This window comes from Streptomyces sp. NPDC001606, from assembly GCF_053596835.1.
The window spans coordinates 65,753-86,355 of record NZ_JBSFHC010000021.1; the positions used below are offsets into that span (position 1 = coordinate 65,753).

The 20,603-nt window shown below is 74.0% G+C and carries 15 protein-coding genes; 13 read left to right on the top strand and 2 right to left on the bottom strand.

The annotated features are described in order from the left end of the window. Window positions 1-3: 3 nt before the first annotated feature. From ACWCV9_RS30860 to ACWCV9_RS30910, 11 genes are all read left to right on the top strand, one after another. A complete protein-coding gene (locus ACWCV9_RS30860; RefSeq protein ID WP_450791491.1) occupies window positions 4-2,994 on the top strand; it encodes an FAD-binding and (Fe-S)-binding domain-containing protein in 2,991 nt (996 codons plus the stop codon). Window positions 2,995-3,161: 167 nt separating this feature from the next. Further along, entirely contained in the window at window positions 3,162-4,088 is a 927-nt protein-coding gene (locus ACWCV9_RS30865) for an EamA family transporter (RefSeq protein ID WP_450791493.1), read from the top strand. 282 nt (window positions 4,089-4,370) lie between these two features. Continuing rightward, a complete protein-coding gene (locus tag ACWCV9_RS30870) occupies window positions 4,371-5,165 on the top strand; it encodes a TIGR03084 family metal-binding protein (RefSeq protein WP_450791495.1) in 795 nt (264 codons plus the stop codon). Further along, the gene (locus ACWCV9_RS30875) at window positions 5,162-6,877 is read left to right on the top strand and encodes an acyclic terpene utilization AtuA family protein (protein WP_450791497.1); all 1,716 of its coding nucleotides are present in this window, start codon (window positions 5,162-5,164) and stop codon (window positions 6,875-6,877) included. The genes ACWCV9_RS30870 and ACWCV9_RS30875 overlap by 4 nt, the downstream gene beginning before the upstream one ends. Further along, the gene (locus tag ACWCV9_RS30880; protein ID WP_450791498.1) at window positions 6,874-8,472 is read left to right on the top strand and encodes an acyl-CoA carboxylase subunit beta; all 1,599 of its coding nucleotides are present in this window, start codon (window positions 6,874-6,876) and stop codon (window positions 8,470-8,472) included. The genes ACWCV9_RS30875 and ACWCV9_RS30880 overlap by 4 nt, the downstream gene beginning before the upstream one ends. 8 nt (window positions 8,473-8,480) lie before the next feature. Then, window positions 8,481-10,328: an acetyl/propionyl/methylcrotonyl-CoA carboxylase subunit alpha gene (locus ACWCV9_RS30885; protein ID WP_450791500.1), complete on the top strand. Its 1,848-nt coding sequence runs from the start codon at window positions 8,481-8,483 to the stop codon at window positions 10,326-10,328. Window positions 10,329-10,335: 7 nt separating this feature from the next. Beyond that, window positions 10,336-11,496, top strand: a complete 1,161-nt coding sequence (locus tag ACWCV9_RS30890) for an acyl-CoA dehydrogenase family protein (protein ID WP_450791502.1) — start codon at window positions 10,336-10,338, stop codon at window positions 11,494-11,496. Between the two features lie 27 nt (window positions 11,497-11,523). Beyond that, window positions 11,524-13,095 (top strand): 4-coumarate--CoA ligase family protein, encoded by a 1,572-nt coding sequence (locus ACWCV9_RS30895; RefSeq protein ID WP_450791504.1) that lies wholly within the window; start codon window positions 11,524-11,526, stop codon window positions 13,093-13,095. After that, window positions 13,092-13,826 (top strand): enoyl-CoA hydratase family protein, encoded by a 735-nt coding sequence (locus ACWCV9_RS30900; RefSeq protein WP_450791505.1) that lies wholly within the window; start codon window positions 13,092-13,094, stop codon window positions 13,824-13,826. The genes ACWCV9_RS30895 and ACWCV9_RS30900 overlap by 4 nt, the downstream gene beginning before the upstream one ends. Window positions 13,827-13,857: 31 nt before the next feature. Then, on the top strand, window positions 13,858-14,430 hold the full coding sequence (locus ACWCV9_RS30905; protein ID WP_450791507.1) for a TetR/AcrR family transcriptional regulator: 573 nt from the start codon (window positions 13,858-13,860) through the stop codon (window positions 14,428-14,430). Window positions 14,431-14,729: 299 nt separating this feature from the next. Next, window positions 14,730-15,755: an isopenicillin N synthase family dioxygenase gene (locus tag ACWCV9_RS30910; RefSeq protein ID WP_450791508.1), complete on the top strand. Its 1,026-nt coding sequence runs from the start codon at window positions 14,730-14,732 to the stop codon at window positions 15,753-15,755. A 44-nt stretch (window positions 15,756-15,799) separates the two neighbouring features. Here ACWCV9_RS30910 and ACWCV9_RS30915 read toward each other — a convergent pair whose 3' ends face one another. Further along, window positions 15,800-16,900 (bottom strand): citrate synthase 2, encoded by a 1,101-nt coding sequence (locus tag ACWCV9_RS30915; RefSeq protein WP_450791510.1) that lies wholly within the window; start codon window positions 16,898-16,900, stop codon window positions 15,800-15,802. Window positions 16,901-17,111: 211 nt separating this feature from the next. Between ACWCV9_RS30915 and pdxH the strand changes: the two genes are divergently transcribed. Both pdxH and ACWCV9_RS30925 read left to right on the top strand, forming a co-directional pair. Continuing rightward, on the top strand, window positions 17,112-17,798 hold the full coding sequence (gene pdxH / locus ACWCV9_RS30920; protein WP_385842028.1) for a pyridoxamine 5'-phosphate oxidase: 687 nt from the start codon (window positions 17,112-17,114) through the stop codon (window positions 17,796-17,798). A 430-nt stretch (window positions 17,799-18,228) separates the two neighbouring features. Continuing rightward, window positions 18,229-19,638, top strand: a complete 1,410-nt coding sequence (locus tag ACWCV9_RS30925; protein ID WP_450791512.1) for a PAS domain-containing protein — start codon at window positions 18,229-18,231, stop codon at window positions 19,636-19,638. A 22-nt stretch (window positions 19,639-19,660) separates the two neighbouring features. Here ACWCV9_RS30925 and ACWCV9_RS30930 read toward each other — a convergent pair whose 3' ends face one another. Beyond that, window positions 19,661-20,416 (bottom strand): SIS domain-containing protein, encoded by a 756-nt coding sequence (locus ACWCV9_RS30930; RefSeq protein ID WP_450791514.1) that lies wholly within the window; start codon window positions 20,414-20,416, stop codon window positions 19,661-19,663. Window positions 20,417-20,603: the final 187 nt, after the last annotated feature.

The window sequence follows — 20,603 nt, forward strand, 5'->3', positions numbered from 1 at the left end:
CGCATGACGGATCTCACGGATCTCACGGGTCTCGAAGCAGAGCTGCGCGGCGCCGTTCGGGGCGAGGTCGGGTTCGATGTCACCACCCGGGCGCTCGTGACGATGGACGCGTCCAACTACCGGCGGGTCCCGCTGGGCGTCGTCGCCCCCCGCGACGCGGACGACGTCGCGGCCGTGCTGGAGGTGTGCCGGGCGCGCGGCGTGCCGGTGGTGGCGCGCGGCGGGGGCACCTCGATCGCCGGGCAGGCGACCGGCACCGGGGTGGTGCTGGACTTCACCCGGCACATGAACCGGCTGCTGGAGCTGGACCCGGAGGCGCGGACCGCCGTCGTACAGCCCGGTCTGGTGCTGGACCGGCTCCAGGAGGCCGCCGCCCCGCACGGCCTGCGCTTCGGCCCGGACCCGTCCACCCACAGCCGCTGCACGCTCGGCGGGATGATCGGCAACAACTCCTGCGGCTCGCACTCGGTCGCCTGGGGCACCACCGCGGACAGCGTGCGGGAGCTGTCCGTCCTCACCGCGCGGGGGCGGCGGCTGCGGCTCGGGCAGGGCTGGGCCGGGGCGCCGGAGGGGCTGCGGGAGCTGGCGGAGGGCGAGCTGGCCCGGCTGCGCACGGGCTTCCCGGACCTGCCCCGCCGTATCTCGGGGTATGCGCTGGACGCGCTGCTGCCCGAGAAGGGCGCCGACGTCGCCCGCTCCTTCTGCGGCTCCGAGGGCACCCTCGGCATCCTCACCGAGGCGGTCGTACGGCTGGTGGCGGCACCCCGCGCCCGCGCCCTGGCCGTGCTGGGGTACGGCGACGAGAGCGCCGCCGCCGAGGCCGCGGCCGGGCTGCTGCCCCTCGGGCCGCTGACCGTGGAGGGCATGGCGGCCGACCTGGTGCGCTCACCGGCCGGGCTGCCCAGGGGCGGTGCCTGGCTGTTCGTGGAGACCGGTGGGGAGTCGCCGGCCGAGGCACGCGCGCGTGCGGAGGAAATCGTCCGCGCGGCCGACGTGTTGGACGCGTCGGTGGTGGTTGACCCGGCCGCCCAGCGCACCCTGTGGCGCATCCGCGAGGACGCGAGCGGCACCGCCACCCGCATTCCCCCCGGCACCCCCCGCCGGCCCGTCCCCGACGGGCGGGACGCCTCCTTCCCGCCCCTTCCCGAGGGGCAGCACACCCCCGACCTGCCCGCGCCCGGCCGCGGACTCGGCGCGGAGGCCTGGCCCGGCTGGGAGGACTGCGCGGTGCCGCCCGCCCGGCTCGGCGCCTACCTCCGCGACTTCCGCGCCCTGCTGGCGGCCCACGGCCTGCGCGGCACGCCGTACGGCCACTTCGGCGACGGCTGCATCCACGTCCGGATCGACTTCGACCTCCTCAGCGAGGCGGGCGTGGGCCGCTTCCGCCGCTTCTCCGAGGAACTCGCCGACCTGGTCGTCGGCCACGGCGGCTCGCTGTCCGGGGAGCACGGCGACGGCCAGGCACGGGCCGAGCTGCTGCCCCGCATGTACGGCGAGGAGACGGTCCGGCTCTTCGAGCGGGCCAAGGCGGTCTGGGACCCCGACGACCTCCTCAACCCCGGCATGCTGGTCCGCCCGGCCCGGCTGGACGAGAACCTGCGCTTCTCGGTGCTGCCCCGCGAGCCGGTCGAGGTGGCCTTCGGCTACCCGGCCGACGGCGGCGACTTCCGCGCGGCCGTCCGCCGCTGCGTCGGCGTCGCCAAGTGCCGTACGACGACCGTCTCCGGCCCCGCCGTGATGTGCCCCTCCTTCCGCGCCACCGGCGAGGAGCGGCACTCCACCCGGGGCCGGGCCCGGCTGCTGCACGAGATGCTCGCGGGCGAACTGGTCACCGACGGCTGGCGGTCACCGGAGGTCAAGGACGCCCTGGACCTCTGCCTGTCCTGCAAGGGCTGCCGCTCGGACTGCCCGGTCGGCGTCGACATGGCCACCTACAAGGCGGAGTTCCTGCACCACCACTACGCCGGCCGCCGCCGCCCGGCCGCCCACCACACCATGGGCCGGCTGCCCGAGTGGCTGCGCGCCGTCGCCCGCACCCGCACGGCCCCCCTTGTCAACGCGCTCGCCGCCGTACCGGCAGTGGCGGCCGTGGCGAAACGCCTGGGCGGGATCACCCCCGAGCGGGGCCTGCCCCGGCTGGCAACCGGCACCTTCAGCGGCTGGTGGCGGCGGCGCGCACCGGCCGGAGGCACCGGGGACCTGGTGGTGCTGTGGCCGGACACCTTCACCGAGCATCTGTCCCCGTCCGTCGGGCGGGCCGCCGTCCGCATCCTGGAGGCCGCCGGGCTGCGGGTGGCCCTGCCGCCGACGATGCTGCCGCGCCGGGGCGCGATCGGCGACGGCCGGACCCGTTCGGCGACCGCGCTGCTGGCCGCCCGCCGGGGCCGCGTCTGCTGCGGGCTCACCTATGTCTCCACCGGCCAGCTCGACCGCGCCCGCGCGGTGCTGCGCCGCACCCTGGACCTGATGGAACCCGTGCTGCGGGCCGGGGCCCCGGTCGTCGTGCTCGAACCCAGCTGTGCGGCGGCCCTGCGCGCCGACCTGCCCGAGCTGCTGCCCGACGACCCCCGCGCCGCCCGGCTCGCCTCCGCGGTCCGCACCTTCGCCGAGACCCTGGAGCGCCACGCCTCGCACTGGACCCCGCCCGCCGTCGACCGCCCGGTCACCGGACAGACCCACTGCCATCAGCACGCGGTCCTCGGCGACACCGCCGACCGCCGGCTGCGCGAGGCCGCCGGACTCAGCGGCGAACTCGCCGGGGGCTGCTGCGGCCTGGCCGGCAACTTCGGCTTCGAGAAGGGCCACTTCGAGGTGTCCCGGGCCTGTGCGGAGGAACAGCTCCTGCCGTCCGTGCGCAGCGCCCCGGGCCAGGCGGTGGTCCTCGCGGACGGCTTCTCCTGCCGTACGCAACTGGAGCAACTGGCAGGAGTGCGCGGCCGCCACCTGGCGGAGGTCCTGGCGGAGGCGCTGGACGAGCATCATCCAGGCTCATAACGGGCGAACTGTGCATACCGCTGTGGGGGTGAGGGGGGTCTGGCCGGGCATCCGATGTCAGCATGTGGGACAGTTACATAAAGGGTTCACGCCCCTGTCCGGGTTCCCTAACCTGGACCAGGTAGTACATCCCGCTGAACGAGCCCGATCGAGCACCTGGACCGCCCGTGACCCCCTCCGGTACCGCCACCCCGACCCCGGCCGCCTCTGCCACCGCCACCGGCACCGCTCGCGCACCGCGGCGCCTCGGCTCGCTCGGCCCCGTCGGACTGGTCCTGGCCGGCGGTGTCTCGGTGCAGTTCGGCGGTGCGCTCGCGGTGACGCTGATGCCGCGGGCCGGAGCGCTGGGCGTGGTCACCCTGCGACTCGTCGCGGCGGCGGTCGTCCTGCTCCTGGTCTGCCGGCCCCGGCTGCGCGGCCACTCCCGTACCGACTGGGGCACGGTGGTCGCCTTCGGCCTCGCCATGGGTGCGATGAACGGCCTCTTCTACGAGGCGGTGGCCCGCATCCCGCTCGGTCCCGCGGTCACCCTGGAGGTCCTCGGCCCGCTCACGCTGTCCGTGCTGGCCTCCCGCCGCGCGATCAACGCGGTGTGGGCGGCCCTGGCCCTGGCCGGTGTCTTCCTGCTGGGCGGCGGGGGCTTCAGCGACCTCGATCCGGTAGGCGTGGGGTTCGCCCTGGGCGCCGGAGCCATGTGGGCCACCTACATCGTCTTCAGCGCCCGCACGGGCCGCCGCTTCCCCCAGGCCGACGGCCTGGCCCTCGCCATGGGGGTCGCGGCCCTTGTCTTCCTCCCCCTGGGCATCGCCTCGGCCGGCACCCGTCTGCTGAACCCCACCACCGCCGGTCTCGGCGCGGCCGTGGCCCTGCTTTCCTCGGTCCTGCCCTACACCCTCGAACTCCTGGCCCTGCGCCGCCTGCCCGCCTCCACCTTCGCCATCCTGATGAGTCTGGAACCGGCCCTCGCGGCGACGGCCGGCTTCCTGATCCTCGGCCAGACCCTCTCCCCGGCCCAGGTGGCGGCCATCGCCCTGGTCATCGCGGCGAGCGTCGGCGCGGTACGCACCCAGGTGGGGCGCGCCCACACCTCGTAGGTCCACATGTCGTAGGCCCGCACGTCGGCGGGCCGACCCATATGTCGTAGGCCCGCACGTCGGCGGGCCGACCCATATGTCGTAGGCCCGCACGTCGGCGGGCCGACCCACATGCCGTAGGCCCTCGCGTCGAGGCCCGGCCCATATGTCGTGGGCGCACACGTCGTACGCACACATGGCGTGGGCCCATGGCCTAAGGGCCCACCCCCTCGCCGCATACATCGGCCAGAAATTCATGCAAGCACGCTTGATTGTTTCCACCCCCACTGCCATGCTCCCCTCATGGCCGACCCGACGCCCGTCATCGACGACCTGCGTGCGGAGAGTGAGGAACTCGACCTGCTCGTGGCCGAGTTGAGCGCCGCGCAGTGGGCGCTTCCCACCCCCGCGCCCGGCTGGACCCTCGCCCACCAGATCGCCCACCTCGCCTGGACCGACCACTCGGCGCTGCTGGCCGCCACCGACCCCGCCGCCTTCCAGGCGCTGGTCGAGAAGGCGCTCACCGCCCCGGACTCGTTCGTGGACGAGGGCGCGGCGGAGGGCGCCCGGCGCCCGCCGGACGAGCTGCTGCGGGCCTGGCGCGAGGGCCGCGAGGCCCTCGACCGGGCGCTGCGGGCGGCCCCGCCCGACGCGCGTCTGCCGTGGTACGGCCCGCCCATGTCGGTCGCCTCGATGGCCACGGCCCGTCTTATGGAGACCTGGGCCCATGGGCTGGACGTCGCCGACGCGCTGGGTGTGATGCGCCCACCCACCGACCGGCTCCGGCATGTGGCGCGACTCGGTGTGCGCACTCGGGACTTCGCCTTCACCGTCCATGGACTCACCCCACCCGCCGACGCCTTCCGCGTGGAGCTGACCGCCCCGTCCGGCGCGACCTGGGGCTACGGCCCCGCGGACGCCCCGCAGCGCGTCACCGGTCCCGCGCCGGACTTCTGCCTGCTCGTCACCCAGCGGGCCCACCGCGCGGACCTCGCGCTGACCGCCACCGGCCCGGACGCCGACCGCTGGCTGGACATCGCCCAGGCCTTCGCCGGTCCGCCCGGCAGCGGCCGCCCGGCGAAGGGGGGCCAGGCGTGACGGTCCTGCGCGTCGGCAACTTCTCCGGCTTCTACGGCGACCGCTTCGCAGCGCTGCGCGAGATGCTCACCGGCGGCGAGGTCGACGTCCTCACCGGCGACTACCTCGCCGAACTCACCATGCTCATCCTCGCCCGGGACCGGCTGAAGGACCCCTCGGCCGGATACGCCCGCACCTTTCCGCGCCAGCTGGAGGAGTGCCTCGGCCTGGTCCGGGAGCGCGGGGTGCGGATCGTCACCAACGCGGGCGGGCTCAACCCGGCGGGCCTCGCCGACGCCGTCCGGACGTCGGCCGCCCGGCTCGGCATTCCGCTGCGCGTCGCGCACGTCGAGGGCGACGACCTGACCGGCGCCCTCCCGCAGGCGCTCGGCCCCGCTCGGCCAGGGGGGACCGCCTCCGACGCCCTCGCCGCCCACGCCTACCTCGGCGGGTTCGGCATCGCCGCGTGCCTGCGGGCGGGCGCGGACGTCGTGGTCACCGGGCGGGTGACGGACGCGGCCCTGGTCACCGGGCCGGCGGCCGCGCACTTCGGCTGGGGCCCCGGGGAGTACGACCGGCTCGCGGGCGCCGTCGTCGCCGGACATGTGCTGGAGTGCGGCACCCAGGCCACCGGCGGCAACTACGCCTTCTTCCAGGAGGCGGACGTGCGCCGCCCCGGCTTCCCGCTGGCCGAGATCCACGCCGACGGCAGCAGCGTGATCACCAAGCACCCCGGCACCGGCGGCCTGGTCGACGTCGGCACGGTCACCGCGCAGCTGCTGTACGAGACGGGCGGCGGCCGGTACGCCGGGCCGGACGTCACCGCCCGGCTGGACACCGTACGGCTCGCCCAGGACGGGCCGGACCGGGTACGGATCGAGGGAGTGCGCGGCGAGGCCCCGCCGCCCACCCTGAAAGCCGGGCTCAACCGGCTGGGCGGCTTCCGCAACGAGGTCGTCTTCGTGCTCACCGGTCTCGACATCGAGGCCAAGGCCCGACTGGTGCGGGAGCAGCTCGGCGAGGCCCTGGCGAAGGCGCCGCCCGCCGAGGTCCGCTGGGAGCTGGTCCGCACCGACCGGGCCGACGCCGGCACCGAGGAGACGGCCAGCGCCCTGCTGCGGCTCCTCGTACGGGACCCGGACCAGCAGGTGGTGGGGCGGGCGCTGAGCGGGGCCGCGGTGGAGCTGGCGCTGGCCAGCTACCCGGGCTTCCATGTGCTGGCGCCACCCGGGAAGGGCGCGCCCTATGGGGTCTTCGAGGATGTGGCCGTCCCCCATGGTGTCGTGGACCATGTGGCCGTCCTCGACGACGGCCGCCGTATCCCTGTGCCGCCGCCCCAGGACACCCTGCCCCTGACGGACGTACCGGCCCCGCCGCTGCCGGACCCGCTGCCGCCCGGGCCCACCCGCCGCGCCCCGCTCGGCCTGGTCGCCGGGGCGCGCAGCGGCGACAAGGGCGGCGACGCCAACGTCGGGGTGTGGGCGCGCACCGACGACGCCTGGCGGTGGCTCGCGCACGAGCTGACCGCCGAAAGGTTCCGGCAGCTGATCCCCGAGAGCCGGGAGCTGCCCGTCACCCGGCATGTGCTGCCGAACCTGCGCGCCCTGAACTTCGTGGTGCAGGGCATCCTCGGCGCCGGTGTCGCCGCACAGGCCCGTTTCGACCCGCAGGCCAAGGCCCTCGGCGAATGGCTGCGCTCCCGCCACCTGGACATTCCGGAGGCCCTCCTGTGACGGTTCTCAGCACCTCCCTGGACCCCGCGAGCGCCGCCTATCGCGCGGCCCGCGAGGCCATGCTGGCCAAGCTCGCCGACCTGGAGGCGGAGCACGCCAAGGCGCTCGCGGGCGGCGGCGAGAAGTACGTCGCCCGGCACCGCGCGCGCGGCAAGCTGCTCGCCCGGGAGCGCATCGAGCTGCTGCTCGACCCGGACACCCCGTTCCTGGAGCTGTCCCCGCTGGCCGCCTGGGGCAGCGACTACACCGTCGGTGCCTCGCTGGTCACCGGCATCGGCGTGGTGGAGGGCGTGGAATGCCTGATCACCGCCAACGACCCGACCGTCCGCGGCGGCGCCAGCAACCCCTGGAGCCTGAAGAAGGCCCTGCGCGCCAATGACATCGCGCTCGCCAACCGGCTGCCCTGCATCAGCCTGGTGGAGTCGGGCGGCGCCGATCTGCCCTCCCAGAAGGAGATCTTCATCCCCGGCGGCGCCATCTTCCGGGACCTCACCCGCCTGTCCGCCGCCGGTATCCCGACCGTCGCCGTGGTCTTCGGCAACTCCACCGCGGGCGGCGCCTACGTCCCCGGCATGTCCGACCACGTGATCATGGTCAAGGAGCGGGCGAAGGTGTTCCTCGGCGGGCCGCCGCTGGTGAAGATGGCCACCGGTGAGGAGAGCGACGACGAGTCCCTGGGCGGCGCGGAGATGCACGCGCGCGTGTCCGGGCTCGCCGACCACTTCGCCGTGGACGAGCGGGACGCCCTGCGGCAGGCGCGCCGGGTGGTCGCCCGCCTCAACCACCGCAAGGCGTACCCGGACCCCGGCCCGGCCGAGCCGCCCAAGTACGCCGAGGAGGAGCTGCTCGGTATCGTCCCCGGCGATCTCAGGACCCCGTTCGATCCCCGCGAGGTCATCGCCCGGATCGTCGACGGCTCCGACTTCGACGAGTTCAAGCCGCTCTACGGCACCAGCCTGACCACCGGCTGGGCGAGCCTGCACGGCTACCCGGTCGGCGTCCTGGCCAACGCGCAGGGCATCCTCTTCAGCGCGGAGTCGCAGAAGGCCGCCCAGTTCATCCAGCTGGCCAACCAGCGCGACATCCCGCTGCTGTTCCTGCACAACACCACCGGCTACATGGTCGGCAGGGAGTACGAGCAGGGCGGGATCATCAAGCACGGCGCAATGATGATCAACGCGGTGTCCAACTCCCGCGTCCCGCACCTGTCGGTGCTCATGGGTGCCTCCTACGGCGCCGGGCACTACGGCATGTGCGGCCGCGCCTACGACCCGCGGTTCCTGTTCGCCTGGCCCAGCGCCAAGTCGGCCGTCATGGGCCCGCAGCAGCTCGCGGGCGTGCTGTCGATCGTCGCCCGGCAGTCGGCGGCGGCGAAGGGGCAGCCGTACGACGAGGACGCGGACGCCGCCCTGCGCGCCATGGTGGAGCAGCAGATCGAGTCCGAGTCGCTGCCGATGTTCCTGTCCGGGCGGCTGTACGACGACGGCGTCATCGACCCGCGCGACACCCGCACCGTCCTCGGCCTGTGCCTGTCCGCGATCCACACCGCCCGCTACGAGGGTGCGCGGGGCGGCTTCGGCGTCTTCCGGATGTGAGGCATCACGTGATTTCGACACTCCTTGTGGCCAACCGCGGCGAGATCGCCTGCCGGATCGTCCGGACCTGCCGCGAGTTGGGGATCCGGACGGTCGCCGTGCACTCGGACGCCGACGCGGACGCGCTGCACGCGCGCGTGGCCGATCTGGCGGTACGGCTGCCGGGGGCGGCGCCCGCCGAGACGTATCTCCGTGGCGACCTGCTGGTGAAGGCGGCCCTGTCCGCCGGCGCGGACGCCGTGCACCCCGGGTACGGCTTCCTCTCGGAGAGCCCCGACTTCGCCCGTGCCGTCCACGCCGCCGGACTGACCTGGATCGGGCCGCCGCCGCAGGCCATCGAGGCGATGGCGTCCAAGACCCGGGCGAAGCGGCTGATGGGGCTGGCGCCGCTGACCGAGGTCACCGAGGCCGATCTGCCGGTCCTGGTGAAGGCGGCCGCCGGCGGCGGGGGGCGCGGGATGCGGATCGTGCGCCGTCTGGAGGAGCTGCCCGCCGCGCTGGAGGGCGCGCGCGCCGAGGCGGCGAGCGCCTTCGGTGACGGCGAGGTGTTCGTGGAGCCGTATCTGGAGCACGGCCGCCATGTCGAGGTGCAGATCCTCGCCGACACCCACGGCACGGTCTGGCCGCTCGGCACCCGCGACTGCTCCCTCCAGCGCCGCCACCAGAAGGTGATCGAGGAGGCCCCGGCGCCCGGACTCACCGAGGGGCTCGCGGCCGAGCTGCGCACCCTGGCCGTGCGCGCCGCGCGCGCCGTCTCGTACGTCGGCGCCGGCACCGTCGAGTTCCTCGTCGCCGACGGGCGCGCCCACTTCCTGGAGATGAACACCCGCCTCCAGGTCGAACACCCCGTCACGGAAGCGGTGTTCGGCATCGACCTGGTCGCGGAACAGATCCGCGTCGCGGAGGGCCGCGCCCTCGAAAAGGACCCCCCACGCGCGCGGGGGCACGCGATCGAGGCCCGCCTGTACGCGGAGGACCCCGCCCGGGACTGGGCCCCGCAGACCGGCACCCTGCACCGGCTCGCCGTACCCCCCGGCGTCCGCCTGGACACCGGCTACACCGACGGCGACACCATCGGCGTGCACTACGACCCGATGCTCGCCAAGGTCGTCGCCCACGCGCCCACGCGCGCGGAGGCGATCCGCAGGCTGGCGGGAGCCCTGGAGCAGGCGGCGGTGCACGGCCCGGTCACCAACCGCGACCTCCTCGTCCGTTCCCTGCGGCACGAGGAGTTCGTCCGGGCCCGTATGGACACCGGCTTCTACGACCGCCACCTCGCCGCCCTCACCGAGCCCGCCCCCGACCCGTACGCCCCGCTGGCCGCCGCCCTCGCCGACGCCCCCGGCCGGTCCCGCTTCGGTGGCTGGCGGAACGTTCCCGCGCAGCCGCAGGTGAAGCGGTACGCGATGGCGGGGGAGGAGTACGAGGTCCGCTACCGCCACACCCGGCAGGGGCCCGTGGCCGAGGGGGTGCGCGTCGTGCACACCGACGCGCACCTGGTCGTCCTCGAAGTGGACGGCGTGCAGCGCAGGTTCGACATCGCCCGCTACGGCGACCAGATCCATGTCAACGCCACCCGCCTCACCGCCCTGCCCCGCTTCCCCGACCCGGTCGCCCAGCTCGCCCCCGGCTCCCTGCTCGCCCCGATGCCCGGCACGGTCGTACGCGTCGCGGAGGGCCTCGCCGAGGGGGCGGCCGTGACGGCGGGCCAGCCGCTGGTCTGGCTGGAGGCGATGAAGATGCAGCACCAGATCTCGGCACCGGTCACCGGAACGCTGACCGCACTGCACGCCGAGCCGGGACAGCAGGTGGAGCCCGGGACTCTGCTGGCGGTCGTCCAGCAACCCTCTTCCTAGGAGCCCCATGACCCCCGTCATCGAATCCGAAGAGCACAAGGCCCTCCGTGCCGCCGTGGCCGCCCTCGGCAGGCGCTACGGCCGCGACTACATCACCCGGACCGTCGCCGAGGGCAAGCCGCCCACCGAGCTGTGGACCGAGGCCGGCAAGCTCGGCTACCTCGGCGTCAACCTGCCCGAGGCGTACGGCGGCGGAGGCGGCGGCATCAGCGAACTCTCCGTCGTCCTTGAGGAGCTGGGCGCCGCCGGCTCCCCGCTGCTCATGCTCGTCGTCTCACCGGCCATCTGCGGCACGGTGATCTCCCGCTTCGGCACCGAGGCGCAAGCGCGGGCCTGGCTCCCCGGACTCGCCGACGGCAGCCGCCTGATGGCCTTCGGCATCACCGAACCCGACGCCGGTTCCAACTCCCACCGCATCACCACCACCGCCCGCCGCGACGGCACCGACTGGCTGCTCACCGGCCGCAAGGTCTTCATCTCCGGCGTCGACCTGGCCGACGCCGTCCTGATCGTCGGCCGCACCGAGGACGCCCGCACCGGACGCCTCAAGCCCTGCCTGTTCATCGTGCCGACAGACGCCGAGGGCCTTCAGAAGCGGCCCATCGACATGGAACTGAAGGCGGCCGAGAAGCAGTTCGAGCTGGTCCTGGACGACGTACGGCTGCCCGCCGAGGCGCTCGTCGGCGACGAGGACGCCGGTCTGCTCCAGCTGTTCGCCGGCCTCAACCCGGAGCGGATCATGACGGCCGCGTTCGCGATCGGCATGGGCCGCTACGCGCTGTCCCGGGCGGTCGAGTACGCCCGCGACCGCACCGTCTGGCAGGCCCCCATCGGCGCCCACCAGGCCATCGCGCACCCCCTGGCGCAGGCCCACATCGACCTGGAGCTGGCCCGGCTGATGATGCAGAAGGCGGCCCGCCTCTACGACGCGGGCGACGACACCGGCGCGGGCGAGGCGGCCAACATGGCCAAGTACGCGGCCGGAGAGGCCTGTGTGAAGGCCGTCGACCAGGCCGTGCACACCCTCGGCGGCAACGGGCTCACCCGCGAGTTCGGTCTCGCCTCGCTGATAACGGCCGCGCGCGTGGCTCGTATTGCACCGGTCAGCAGGGAGATGATTCTCAACTACGTCTCCCACCAGACCCTGGGCCTGCCCAAGTCGTACTGATCGCACCCGGCCGTGCGAGGAGGAACCGTGTTCCGCAGCGAGTACGCAGACGTCCCGCCCGTAGACCTCCCCATCCACGAGGCCGTCCTCGGCGGCGCCGCCGCCTTCGGCGACCTGCCCGCCCTGATCGACGGCACGGACGGCACCACCCTCGGCTACGCGCAGGTGGACCGGTTCCACCGGCGGCTCGCCGCCGCCCTCGCCGACGCCGGCGTCCGCAAGGGCGACGTCCTCGCCCTGCACAGCCCCAACACGATCGCCTACCCGACCGCCTTCTACGCGGCCACACGCGCGGGTGCCGCCGTCACCACGGTGCACCCGCTCGCCACCGCCGAGGAGTTCGCCCGGCAGCTGCGCGACAGCGCGGCCCGCTGGATCGTCACCGTCTCCCCGCTGCTCGACATCGCCCGCCGGGCCGCCGAACTCGCGGGCGGGGTACGGGAGATCTTCGTGTGCGACAAAGCCTCGGGGCACCGCTCGCTCGGCGACATGGCGGCCACCACCGCCCCCGAGCCACGGCTCGCCTTCGACCCGGCCGAGGACCTCGCCGCGCTGCCGTACTCCTCCGGCACCACCGGCGTCCCCAAGGGCGTCATGCTCACCCACCGGCAGATCGCCACCAACCTCGCCCAGCTGGAACCGGCCGTCCCGCTCGGCCCCGGCGACCGCATCCTCGCCGTACTGCCGCTGTTCCACATCTACGGCCTCACCGCCCTGATGAACGGCCCCCTGCGCAGGGGCGCCACCGTCGTCGTGCTGCCCCGCTTCGACCTGGAGACCTTCCTCGCGGCGATCGAGAAGCACCGCATCACCGCCCTCTACGTCGCCCCGCCGATCGTCCTCGCCCTCGCCCGGCACCCCGCGGTCGGCCGCTACGACCTCTCCTCGGTGCAGTACGTCATGAGCGCCGCCGCCCCGCTCGACGCCCACCTCGCGCGCGCGTGCGCCGAACGCCTCGGCGTGCCCCCGCTCGGCCAGGCCTACGGCATGACGGAACTCTCCCCCGGCAGCCATGTCGTGCCGCTCGACCGGCTGCACGAGGCACCCGCCGGCACGGTCGGCAGACTCGTCGCCGGCACCGAGATGCGGATCGTCTCCCTGGACGAGCCCGGCAGGGACCTCGGCCCTGGGGAGGCGGGGGAGATCCTCATCCGCGGCCCGCAGGTGATGAAGGGCTACCTCGGCCGCCCCGACGCCACCGCCGCCCTGATCGACAGCGACGGCTGGCTGCACACGGGAGACGTCGGGCGGGTGGATGAAGCCGGCTGGCTGTACATCGTCGACCGGGTCAAGGAACTCATCAAGTACAAGGGCTACCAGGTGGCCCCCGCCGAACTGGAGGCCCTGCTGCTCACCCACCCCGGCATCGCCGACGCCGCCGTCATCGGCACCCACGACCCCGACGGCAACGAGATCCCGCACGCCTTCGTGGTCCGCCGCACCGGCACCGCCGACGACCTCACCGAGAACGAGATCATGGCTTACGTCTCCGCACGCGTCGCGCCCTACAAGCGCGTCCGCGCCGTCACCTTCCTCGACACCGTCCCGCGCGCCGCCTCCGGCAAGATCCTGCGCCGCGAACTGAGGGAGCTGCCGTGACCCCGATCGGCCGCACCCGCGCGCGGGGCGTCGAAACCCTCAGCCTGGACGCCACCGACACCCGCAACGCCCTGTCCACGGCCCTGGTCTCCGGCCTCGCCGCCGCCCTCGCCGACTGCGCCGCCGACCCGGGCGTCCGGGCCGTCGTCCTCACCCACACCGGCACCACCTTCTGCGCCGGCGCCGACCTGCGCGACCCGCCCCGCCCGGACGCGCTGGTGGCGCTGCTCCGGCAGATCGTCGAACTGCCCCGCCCGGTCGTCGCCCGCGTCACCGGACACGTCCGCGCGGGCGGCCTCGGCCTGCTCGCCGCGTGCGACATCGCGGCCGCGTCGACGGCGGCCACCTTCGCCTTCACCGAGGTCCGCATCGGCGTCGCGCCCGCGGTGATCTCCCTGCCGGTGCTCCCGCGCACCGACCCGCGGGCCGTCGCCCGCTACTGCCTCACCGGGGAACGCCTCACCCCCGAGGAGGCCGTGCGCGTGGGCCTGCTGACCGCCGCCGCCGACGACGTGGACGCGGCCCTGGCCCCCGTCCTCGACGGCCTGCGCCGCTCCTCACCCGAGGCCCTGGCCGAGACCAAGCGGCTGCTCACGGCTAGGGTGCTGGAGGCATTCGACCGGGACGCGGCCGCCCTGACCGCGCTCTCGGCCCGGCTGTTCGCCTCCGACCAGGCCAGGGAGGGGATGACGGCCTTCCTGGAGAGACGGGACCCGGCATGGGTGGTGTGACCGCGTGAGACCGACGGCGGAACGTGAGCGCGTGCCCAAACAGGACCGCAGCCGGGCCACCCGGCAGCGGCTCCTCGAAGCCGCCGTGGCCTGCCTCGCCGAACACGGCTGGGCGGGCTCCACGGTCGCCGTCGTCGCCGAACGCGCCGGCGTCTCCCGCGGCGCCGCCCAGCACCACTTCCCGACCCGCGAGGACCTGTTCACCGCGGCCGTCGAGTACGTCGCCGAGCAGCGCTCCACCGCCCTGCGCGACCTCTTCCCCGAGGGCGCCGCCGACCGCCGGGCCGTCGTCTCCGCCCTGGTCGACCTCTACACCGGCCCGCTCTTCCGCGCCGCCCTGCACCTGTGGGTCGCCGCCTCCAACGAGGAACAGCTGCGCCCGCGCGTGACCGAGCTGGAGGCCCGCGTCGGCCGCGAGACCCACCGCATCGCCGTGGAACTCCTCGGCGCCGACGAGTCCCGCCCCGGCGCCCGCGAGACCGTCCAGGGCTTCCTGGACATGGCCCGCGGCCTCGGCCTCGCCAACCTCCTCACCGACGACACCGCCCGCCGCGAACGAGTCGTCGCCCAGTGGACCGATCTGCTGGCCCACGCCCTGGACTGAGCCGCCGTCAGGGGCGCCGGTCACGGTCTTTGCAGGCCGCGGGGTGAGCCGGTCCGCGCACGGGTGATCCGGGTCACATCGGTATCCGGCCAGGGGCAGTACCCTTGCCGCATGCTTCCGATGCTCGTCCGCCGCCGCCACGTGGACTACGTGCGCGTCACGAGCATGGGCTGTCGGCGCTTCTCCGCCTGACCCAGCCCCCTCTTCTTCTTTTCCTTTTCCGGAACCGGATCTCGGCACCGGGGGCCGCCCTCACCCCTCGGCGGCCACCCGTGCCCCGTACACCCCGCGGACGCACCATGACCACGCACAGAGCGACGTCGTACGACCAGCTCCCCATCATCGACCTGTCGGCCGCCGACCGCGGCCCCCAGGCCCGCGACCTGCTCCACGCCCAGCTGCACAGCGCAGCCCACGACGTGGGCTTCTTCCAGCTCGTCGGCCACGGAGTGACGGCGGCCGAGACCGACGCGCTGCTCACCGCCATGCGCGCCTTCTTCGCCCTCCCCGAGGCCGACCGGCTCGCCCTCGACAACGTCAACTCCCCGCACTTCCGCGGCTACACCCGCACCGGCGACGAGCGGACCGGCGGCGCCCGCGACTGGCGCGACCAGCTCGACATAGGCGCCGAACGCCCCGCCCGCGTCCCCGGCCCCGACGAGCCGCCGTACTGGTGGCTCCAGGGCCCCAACCAGTGGCCGGCCGCCCTCCCCGAGCTGCGCACCGCCGCCCTGGCCTGGATCGACAAGCTGAGCGCGGTCGCGGACCGGCTGCTGCGCGAGCTGCTCACGGCGATCGGTGCCCCCGCCGACTTCTACGCCCCGGTCTTCGGCGACCACGCCCACCCGCACCTCAAGCTGGTCCGCTACCCGGGCAGCGCGGGCGACGGCACCGACCAGGGCGTCGGCGCGCACAAGGACTACGGCTTCCTGACCCTCCTGCTCCAGGACACGGTCGGCGGCCTCCAGGTCCAGCGCGAGGACGGCCGCTTCCACGACGTACCGCCCATCGAGGGCGCCTTCGTGGTCAACCTCGGCGAACTCCTGGAGGTGGCCACCAACGGCTACCTGCTGGCCACCAACCACCGCGTGGTCAGCCCGCCCGGCGCCACCGAACGCTTCTCGGTGCCCTTCTTCTACAACCCCCGCCTGGACGCGCGGATCGAGCCGCTGCCCTTCCCGCACGCGTCCCGGGCCCCCGGCATCACCACCGACCCGTCCAACCCGCTGTTCGCCGAGTACGGCTACAACGAGCTGAAGGGCAAGCTGCGGGCCCACCCGCTGGTGGCCGAGCGGCACCACACAGGCCTTCTGACACCGGCCTGAGCGGCCGGTCCCGAGGGGCGCGGAAGCGCCCCTCGGGCACCCCTTCAGTGGGCGATGTCCGCGAACCCCGCCACGTCCTCCGGGCGGCGCGGCCCGGGACCGACATACCGGGCCGACGGCCGCACCAGCCGCCCCGTCCGCTTCTGCTCCAGAATGTGCGCCGACCACCCCGCGGTGCGGGCACACGTGAACATGGACGTGAACATGTGGGCCGGAACCTCGGCGAAGTCGAGCATGATCGCGGCCCAGAACTCCACGTTGGTGGCCAGCACCCGGTCCGGCCGCCGGTTGTGCAGCTCCTCCAGCGCGGCCTTCTCCAGCGCCTCCGCGATCTCGAACCGCGGCGCCCCCAGCTCCCGCGCCGTACGCCGCAGCACCCGGGCGCGCGGGTCCTCCGCCCGGTACACCCGGTGCCCGAAGCCCATGAGCCGCTCACCGCGGTCCAGGGCCTGCTTGACGTAGCCTTCCGCGTCCCCGGTGCGCTCGATCTCCTCGATCATCCCGAGCACCCGCGAGGGCGCACCGCCGTGCAGCGGCCCGGACATCGCGCCCACCGCACCCGACAGCGCGGCGGCGACGTCCGCGCCCGTGGACGCGATCACGCGCGCGGTGAAGGTGGAGGCGTTCATCCCGTGCTCGGCCGCGGAGGTCCAGTACGCGTCCACGGCGGCGACATGCTTCGGGTCGGGCTCCCCGCGCCAGCGGATCATGAACCGCTCGACCACCGAGTTCGCCTTGTCGATCTCCCGCTGCGGCACCATCGGCAGCCCCTGCCCGCGCGCGGACTGGGCGACGTACGACAGCGCCATGACGGCGGCCCGCGCCAGATCCTCCCGCGCCTGGCCCTCGTCGATGTCCAGCAGCGGCTTCAGCCCCCACACCGGGGCCAGCATCGCCAGCGCCGACTGCACGTCCACCCGGATGTCGCCGGAGTGGACGGGGATCGGGAACGGCTCGGCGGGCGGCAGCCCCGGGTTGAAGGCGCCGTCGACCAGCAGCCCCCAGACGTTCCCGAAGGAGACATGGCCGACGAGATCCTCGATGTCGACGCCCCGGTAGCGCAGGGCCCCGCCTTCCTTGTCGGGTTCGGCGATCTCCGTCTCGAACGCGACGACTCCTTCGAGCCCGGGTACGAACTCGGACATGAGGCGGCTCCTCGTGCGTGATGTGGCGGCGGCGGTCACCCCGGTGATGCCCCGACGGGCCGGTGGTCACCCAAACCGCGAAGGGACCAGCACGATATCCCCCAGTGCCATACATGGGCAGCCCATAAGACACTGAGTGCCACACACGCGCGCGTGCGATGAGGCCGCGGACGCCCGGTACGGCGCGGACGCCCGGTGGCAGGATGGCCGCGTGACCGACCGCAACCCGCTCCTCGACCCCGCCTTCGACCCCGCGGCCATGCGCAAGCAGTACCGAGCCGAGGGTCTCGACGAGCGGGACCTCGCCACGCACCCGATGGACCAGTTCGCCCGCTGGTTCGAGGAGGCGGCCCGCGCCGCCCTCCACGGCACCCTCTACGAACCCAACGCCATGGTCGTCGCCACCGCGGACGCCGCCGGCCGGCCCAGCACCCGCATGGTCCTGATGAAGCAGTACGACACCGAGGGCTTCGTCTTCTACACCAACTACGACTCCCGCAAGGGCCGCGACCTCGCCGAGAACGACCAGGTCTCCCTGCTCTTCCCCTGGCACCCGCTGGCCCGCCAGGTCGTCGTCACCGGCACCGCCCGCCGCACCGGCCGGGACGAGACCGCCGCGTACTTCCGCACCCGCCCGCACGGCTCCCAGCTGGGCGCCTGGGCCAGTGTGCAGTCCGCGGTGATCGCCTCCCGCGCCGAACTGGATGCCGCCTACGCCGATCTGGAGGCCCGCTATCCGGAGGGCGAGCAGGTCCCGGTGCCCCCGCACTGGGGCGGCTACCGCGTCACCCCGGAGACGGTCGAGTTCTGGCAGGGCCGGGAGAACCGCCTGCACGACCGGTTCCGGTACGTCGCCCGGCCCGACGGCACCTGGACGACCGAGCGCCTCAGCCCCTGAGGACCCTCGGCCCCGGAGAACGCAGACGACCCGCGGGCTGGGTTCCTCCGAGGAGGAGCCGGCCGGACGTACCGGCAGCCCGCGGGTCGGGTGACTGCTTGGGAATGGGGCCGGCTGCACGTGTCTCTCACGTGCTGGTCCGGCACCGCACAGTGTGTGGTGACGGGCCGCTAGCCCGCAGCCACCTCACGCGTCCGGTATTCATACATCTGCCGAACCACCTCCCTTCTCGTGTACCGACACACTAAGAAGCGCCCGGGGACCGCCTCAACTGTTTTTTCGCGGGAACTTCTCGAGGGAACTTCGCGCGGAACTTCTTGAGGGAACTTCTTGTGGGAACAGGGTGTGGGGTGTGTCACGTTCGAGTTGAATGAAGGCAGTGAGCGAACGCGCCGTCAGGGCGTGTGGACGCGGCTTCAGGGGGTCCAGGGTGAGTGCTTCCCGGCGGAGTGGGACCACCGACGAGCTGGGGCCGGAAGACCCCGGCGAGTCCGGTGAGCACGGGGGGTCCGATCTGCTCGCCGCGCTGCTGGACGGCATGGACGCCGCCCTGTGCGCCTTCGACGCCGACGGGGTCGTCACCCACTGGAACCGCGAGGCCGAGCGGATCCTCGGCTGGACGGCGGCCGAGGCGGTCGGGCGGCACGGCTTCGCCGGATGGGCGGTGCGCAGCGCCGACGCCGAGGAGGTCCAGTCGCGGCTGATGTCCGCGATGCACGCGCCCGGACGCCAGGTGCACGAGTTCGCGCTCGTCACCAAGGACGGCGGGCGGGTGCTGGTGCGGACCCAGGCCGCGGCCGTGCGCGGGCCGGACGGCAAGCCCGCCGGGCTGTACTGCGCGTTCAGCGAGGTGCACGCGCAGATCGACCTGGAGCGGTCCATCGCGCTGAGCGAGGCGCTGTTCGAGGACGCGGCCTGGGGGGTCGTCCTGATCGACGCCGATCTGCGGCCGGCCGTGGTGAACGCGTACGCGGCCCGCGCGCTGGGCACCGGCCGCACCTCCGCGCTGGGGCGGCCGCTCGGCGAGCTGCTCGCGCAGGGCGTGGAGGAGCTGGAGGCCGCCCTGACGCACGTGCTGTCCGAGGGCGCGCCCCCGGCACCGGCCGAGATGTGGGTGACGCTGCGCACCGCCGAGGGCGAGAAGCGGCGGTGCTGGCGCAACGGCTTCCTGCGGCTGGCCTCACCGCTGGCCGAGGAGCCGGTGCCGCTCGGCGTGGGCTGGTTCTTCATGGACGTCACCGAGGCCAAGCAGACCGAGCAGGAGGCGGCCCTGCTGCGGTTCCGCACCAACCAGCTGCACCGCGCGGCGCGGGCCGCCGCCGAGTGCGAGGACCCGGCCGAGGCCGCCACCGTCCATCTGGACTTCGCCCTCGCCGGTTTCGCCGACCACGCGCTGATCGACCGGGTGGCGCCGGCCTCCGCGCGCGCGGAGGACGGGACCGAGGAGAGCGTCGTACGGCTGGTACGGCTCGCCGCCACGCCCGCCGGTGCGCCGGGGCCGAGTCTGCTGACGGGCGCGGCCGGGCTGCCCGTGCGCTACCCGGAGGGCCATCCGGCGCTCCAGTGCGTGGCGCGGGCCGGGACCGTGCGGGCGGACGCCGGGGCGGTGCCGGCCGAGCGGGCGCGGGAGTGGGCGCTGGAGCGGCAGTGGCCCGGCGACGCGGTGCACGCGCTGTGCGCGGTGCTGCGCAGCCGGGGCCGCACCCTGGGCGTGGTGACCTTCCTGCGCGGGCCCGGCCGCAGCCGCTTCGAACGCTCCGACACGGCCTACGCCGAGGACGTCGCGGTCCGCATCGCGACCTCCCTGGACCTGGCGGAGTCGACGCGGGAGAAGCCCTAGCTGTGCTGTCCCGGGACGCGGTTCAGTGGCGGTAGAAGATGCGGTCGGCGTACTCCTTCATCACCCGGCCGTTCCACTCGTGGCCGCCGTCGACGTTGCCGGAGCGCAGCAGCGGGGGTTCGAGGCCGCGGTCGGCGAGGGTGGCGGCGGTGGTCGCCATGACGGCCTGCATCAGGGCGCTGGTGACGACCGTGGAGGCGGGGGCGAAGGGCGCCGGGATGGTGTCGAGGGTGAGTTCCGCGTCGCCGACGGCGATCTTGGAGTCGAGGACGACGTCGCAGTGGTCCTTCAGGAAGGTGCCGGAGGCGTGCCGGGACGTCGTCTCGGCGGCGTAGGCGACCGAGGTGACGCCGATGACCTTCACCCCTCGCGCGCGGGCGCTCTGGGCCATCTCGACGGGGAGGGCGTTGCGGCCGGACAGGGAGATGATCACGAGGGCGTCGCCGGCGCGGACCGGCGAGGTGTCGAGGACGGCGCCGGCCAGGCCGTCGACGCGTTCGAGGGCGGAGCCGAGGGTGGCCGGGGTGACGTCGACGCCGACGACGCCGGGGACGGCGAGCAGGTTCATCAGGGCGAGGCCGCCGGCGCGGTAGACGACGTCCTGGGCGGCCAGCGAGGAGTGCCCGGCGCCGAAGGCGAAGAGGCGGCCGCCGGCGGCGACGGTGTCGGCGAGCAGGGTCCCGGCCGCGGCGATCGCTCCGGCCTCCTCCTCGCGCACCCGGTGCAGCAGGCCGATGGCGGCGTCGAAGAACAGGTCGGCAGGCGTGCCGTCGCTCATGCGGTGCCCCTTCGCAGCGTCTGTGTCGCGGATCACCGTGCGGTCTGGACCAGTGCGGTGTCAATACGGCCGCAGGTCACCGCCGGCACCCGGTTTCCCCGGCACCCCCCGGATGTCAGTGGGATCCGGCAGAATTGGGGTCAGGGCCAGCGCACGCGCCGGGTGACCTTCCGGCAGAGGTAATCGA

Bases quoted from the DNA above. Each gene is read 5' to 3' on its own strand.
- ACWCV9_RS30930 (WP_450791514.1), bottom strand. From the start codon at position 20,416: ATGAGCGACGGCACGCCTGCCGACCTGTTCTTCGACGCCGCCATCGGC.
- ACWCV9_RS30890 (WP_450791502.1), top strand. From the start codon at position 10,336: ATGACCCCCGTCATCGAATCCGAAGAGCACAAGGCCCTCCGTGCCGCC.
- ACWCV9_RS30860 (WP_450791491.1), top strand. From the start codon at position 4: ATGACGGATCTCACGGATCTCACGGGTCTCGAAGCAGAGCTGCGCGGC.
- ACWCV9_RS30910 (WP_450791508.1), top strand. From the start codon at position 14,730: ATGACCACGCACAGAGCGACGTCGTACGACCAGCTCCCCATCATCGAC.
- ACWCV9_RS30870 (WP_450791495.1), top strand. From the start codon at position 4,371: ATGGCCGACCCGACGCCCGTCATCGACGACCTGCGTGCGGAGAGTGAG.
- ACWCV9_RS30915 (WP_450791510.1), bottom strand. From the start codon at position 16,900: ATGTCCGAGTTCGTACCCGGGCTCGAAGGAGTCGTCGCGTTCGAGACG.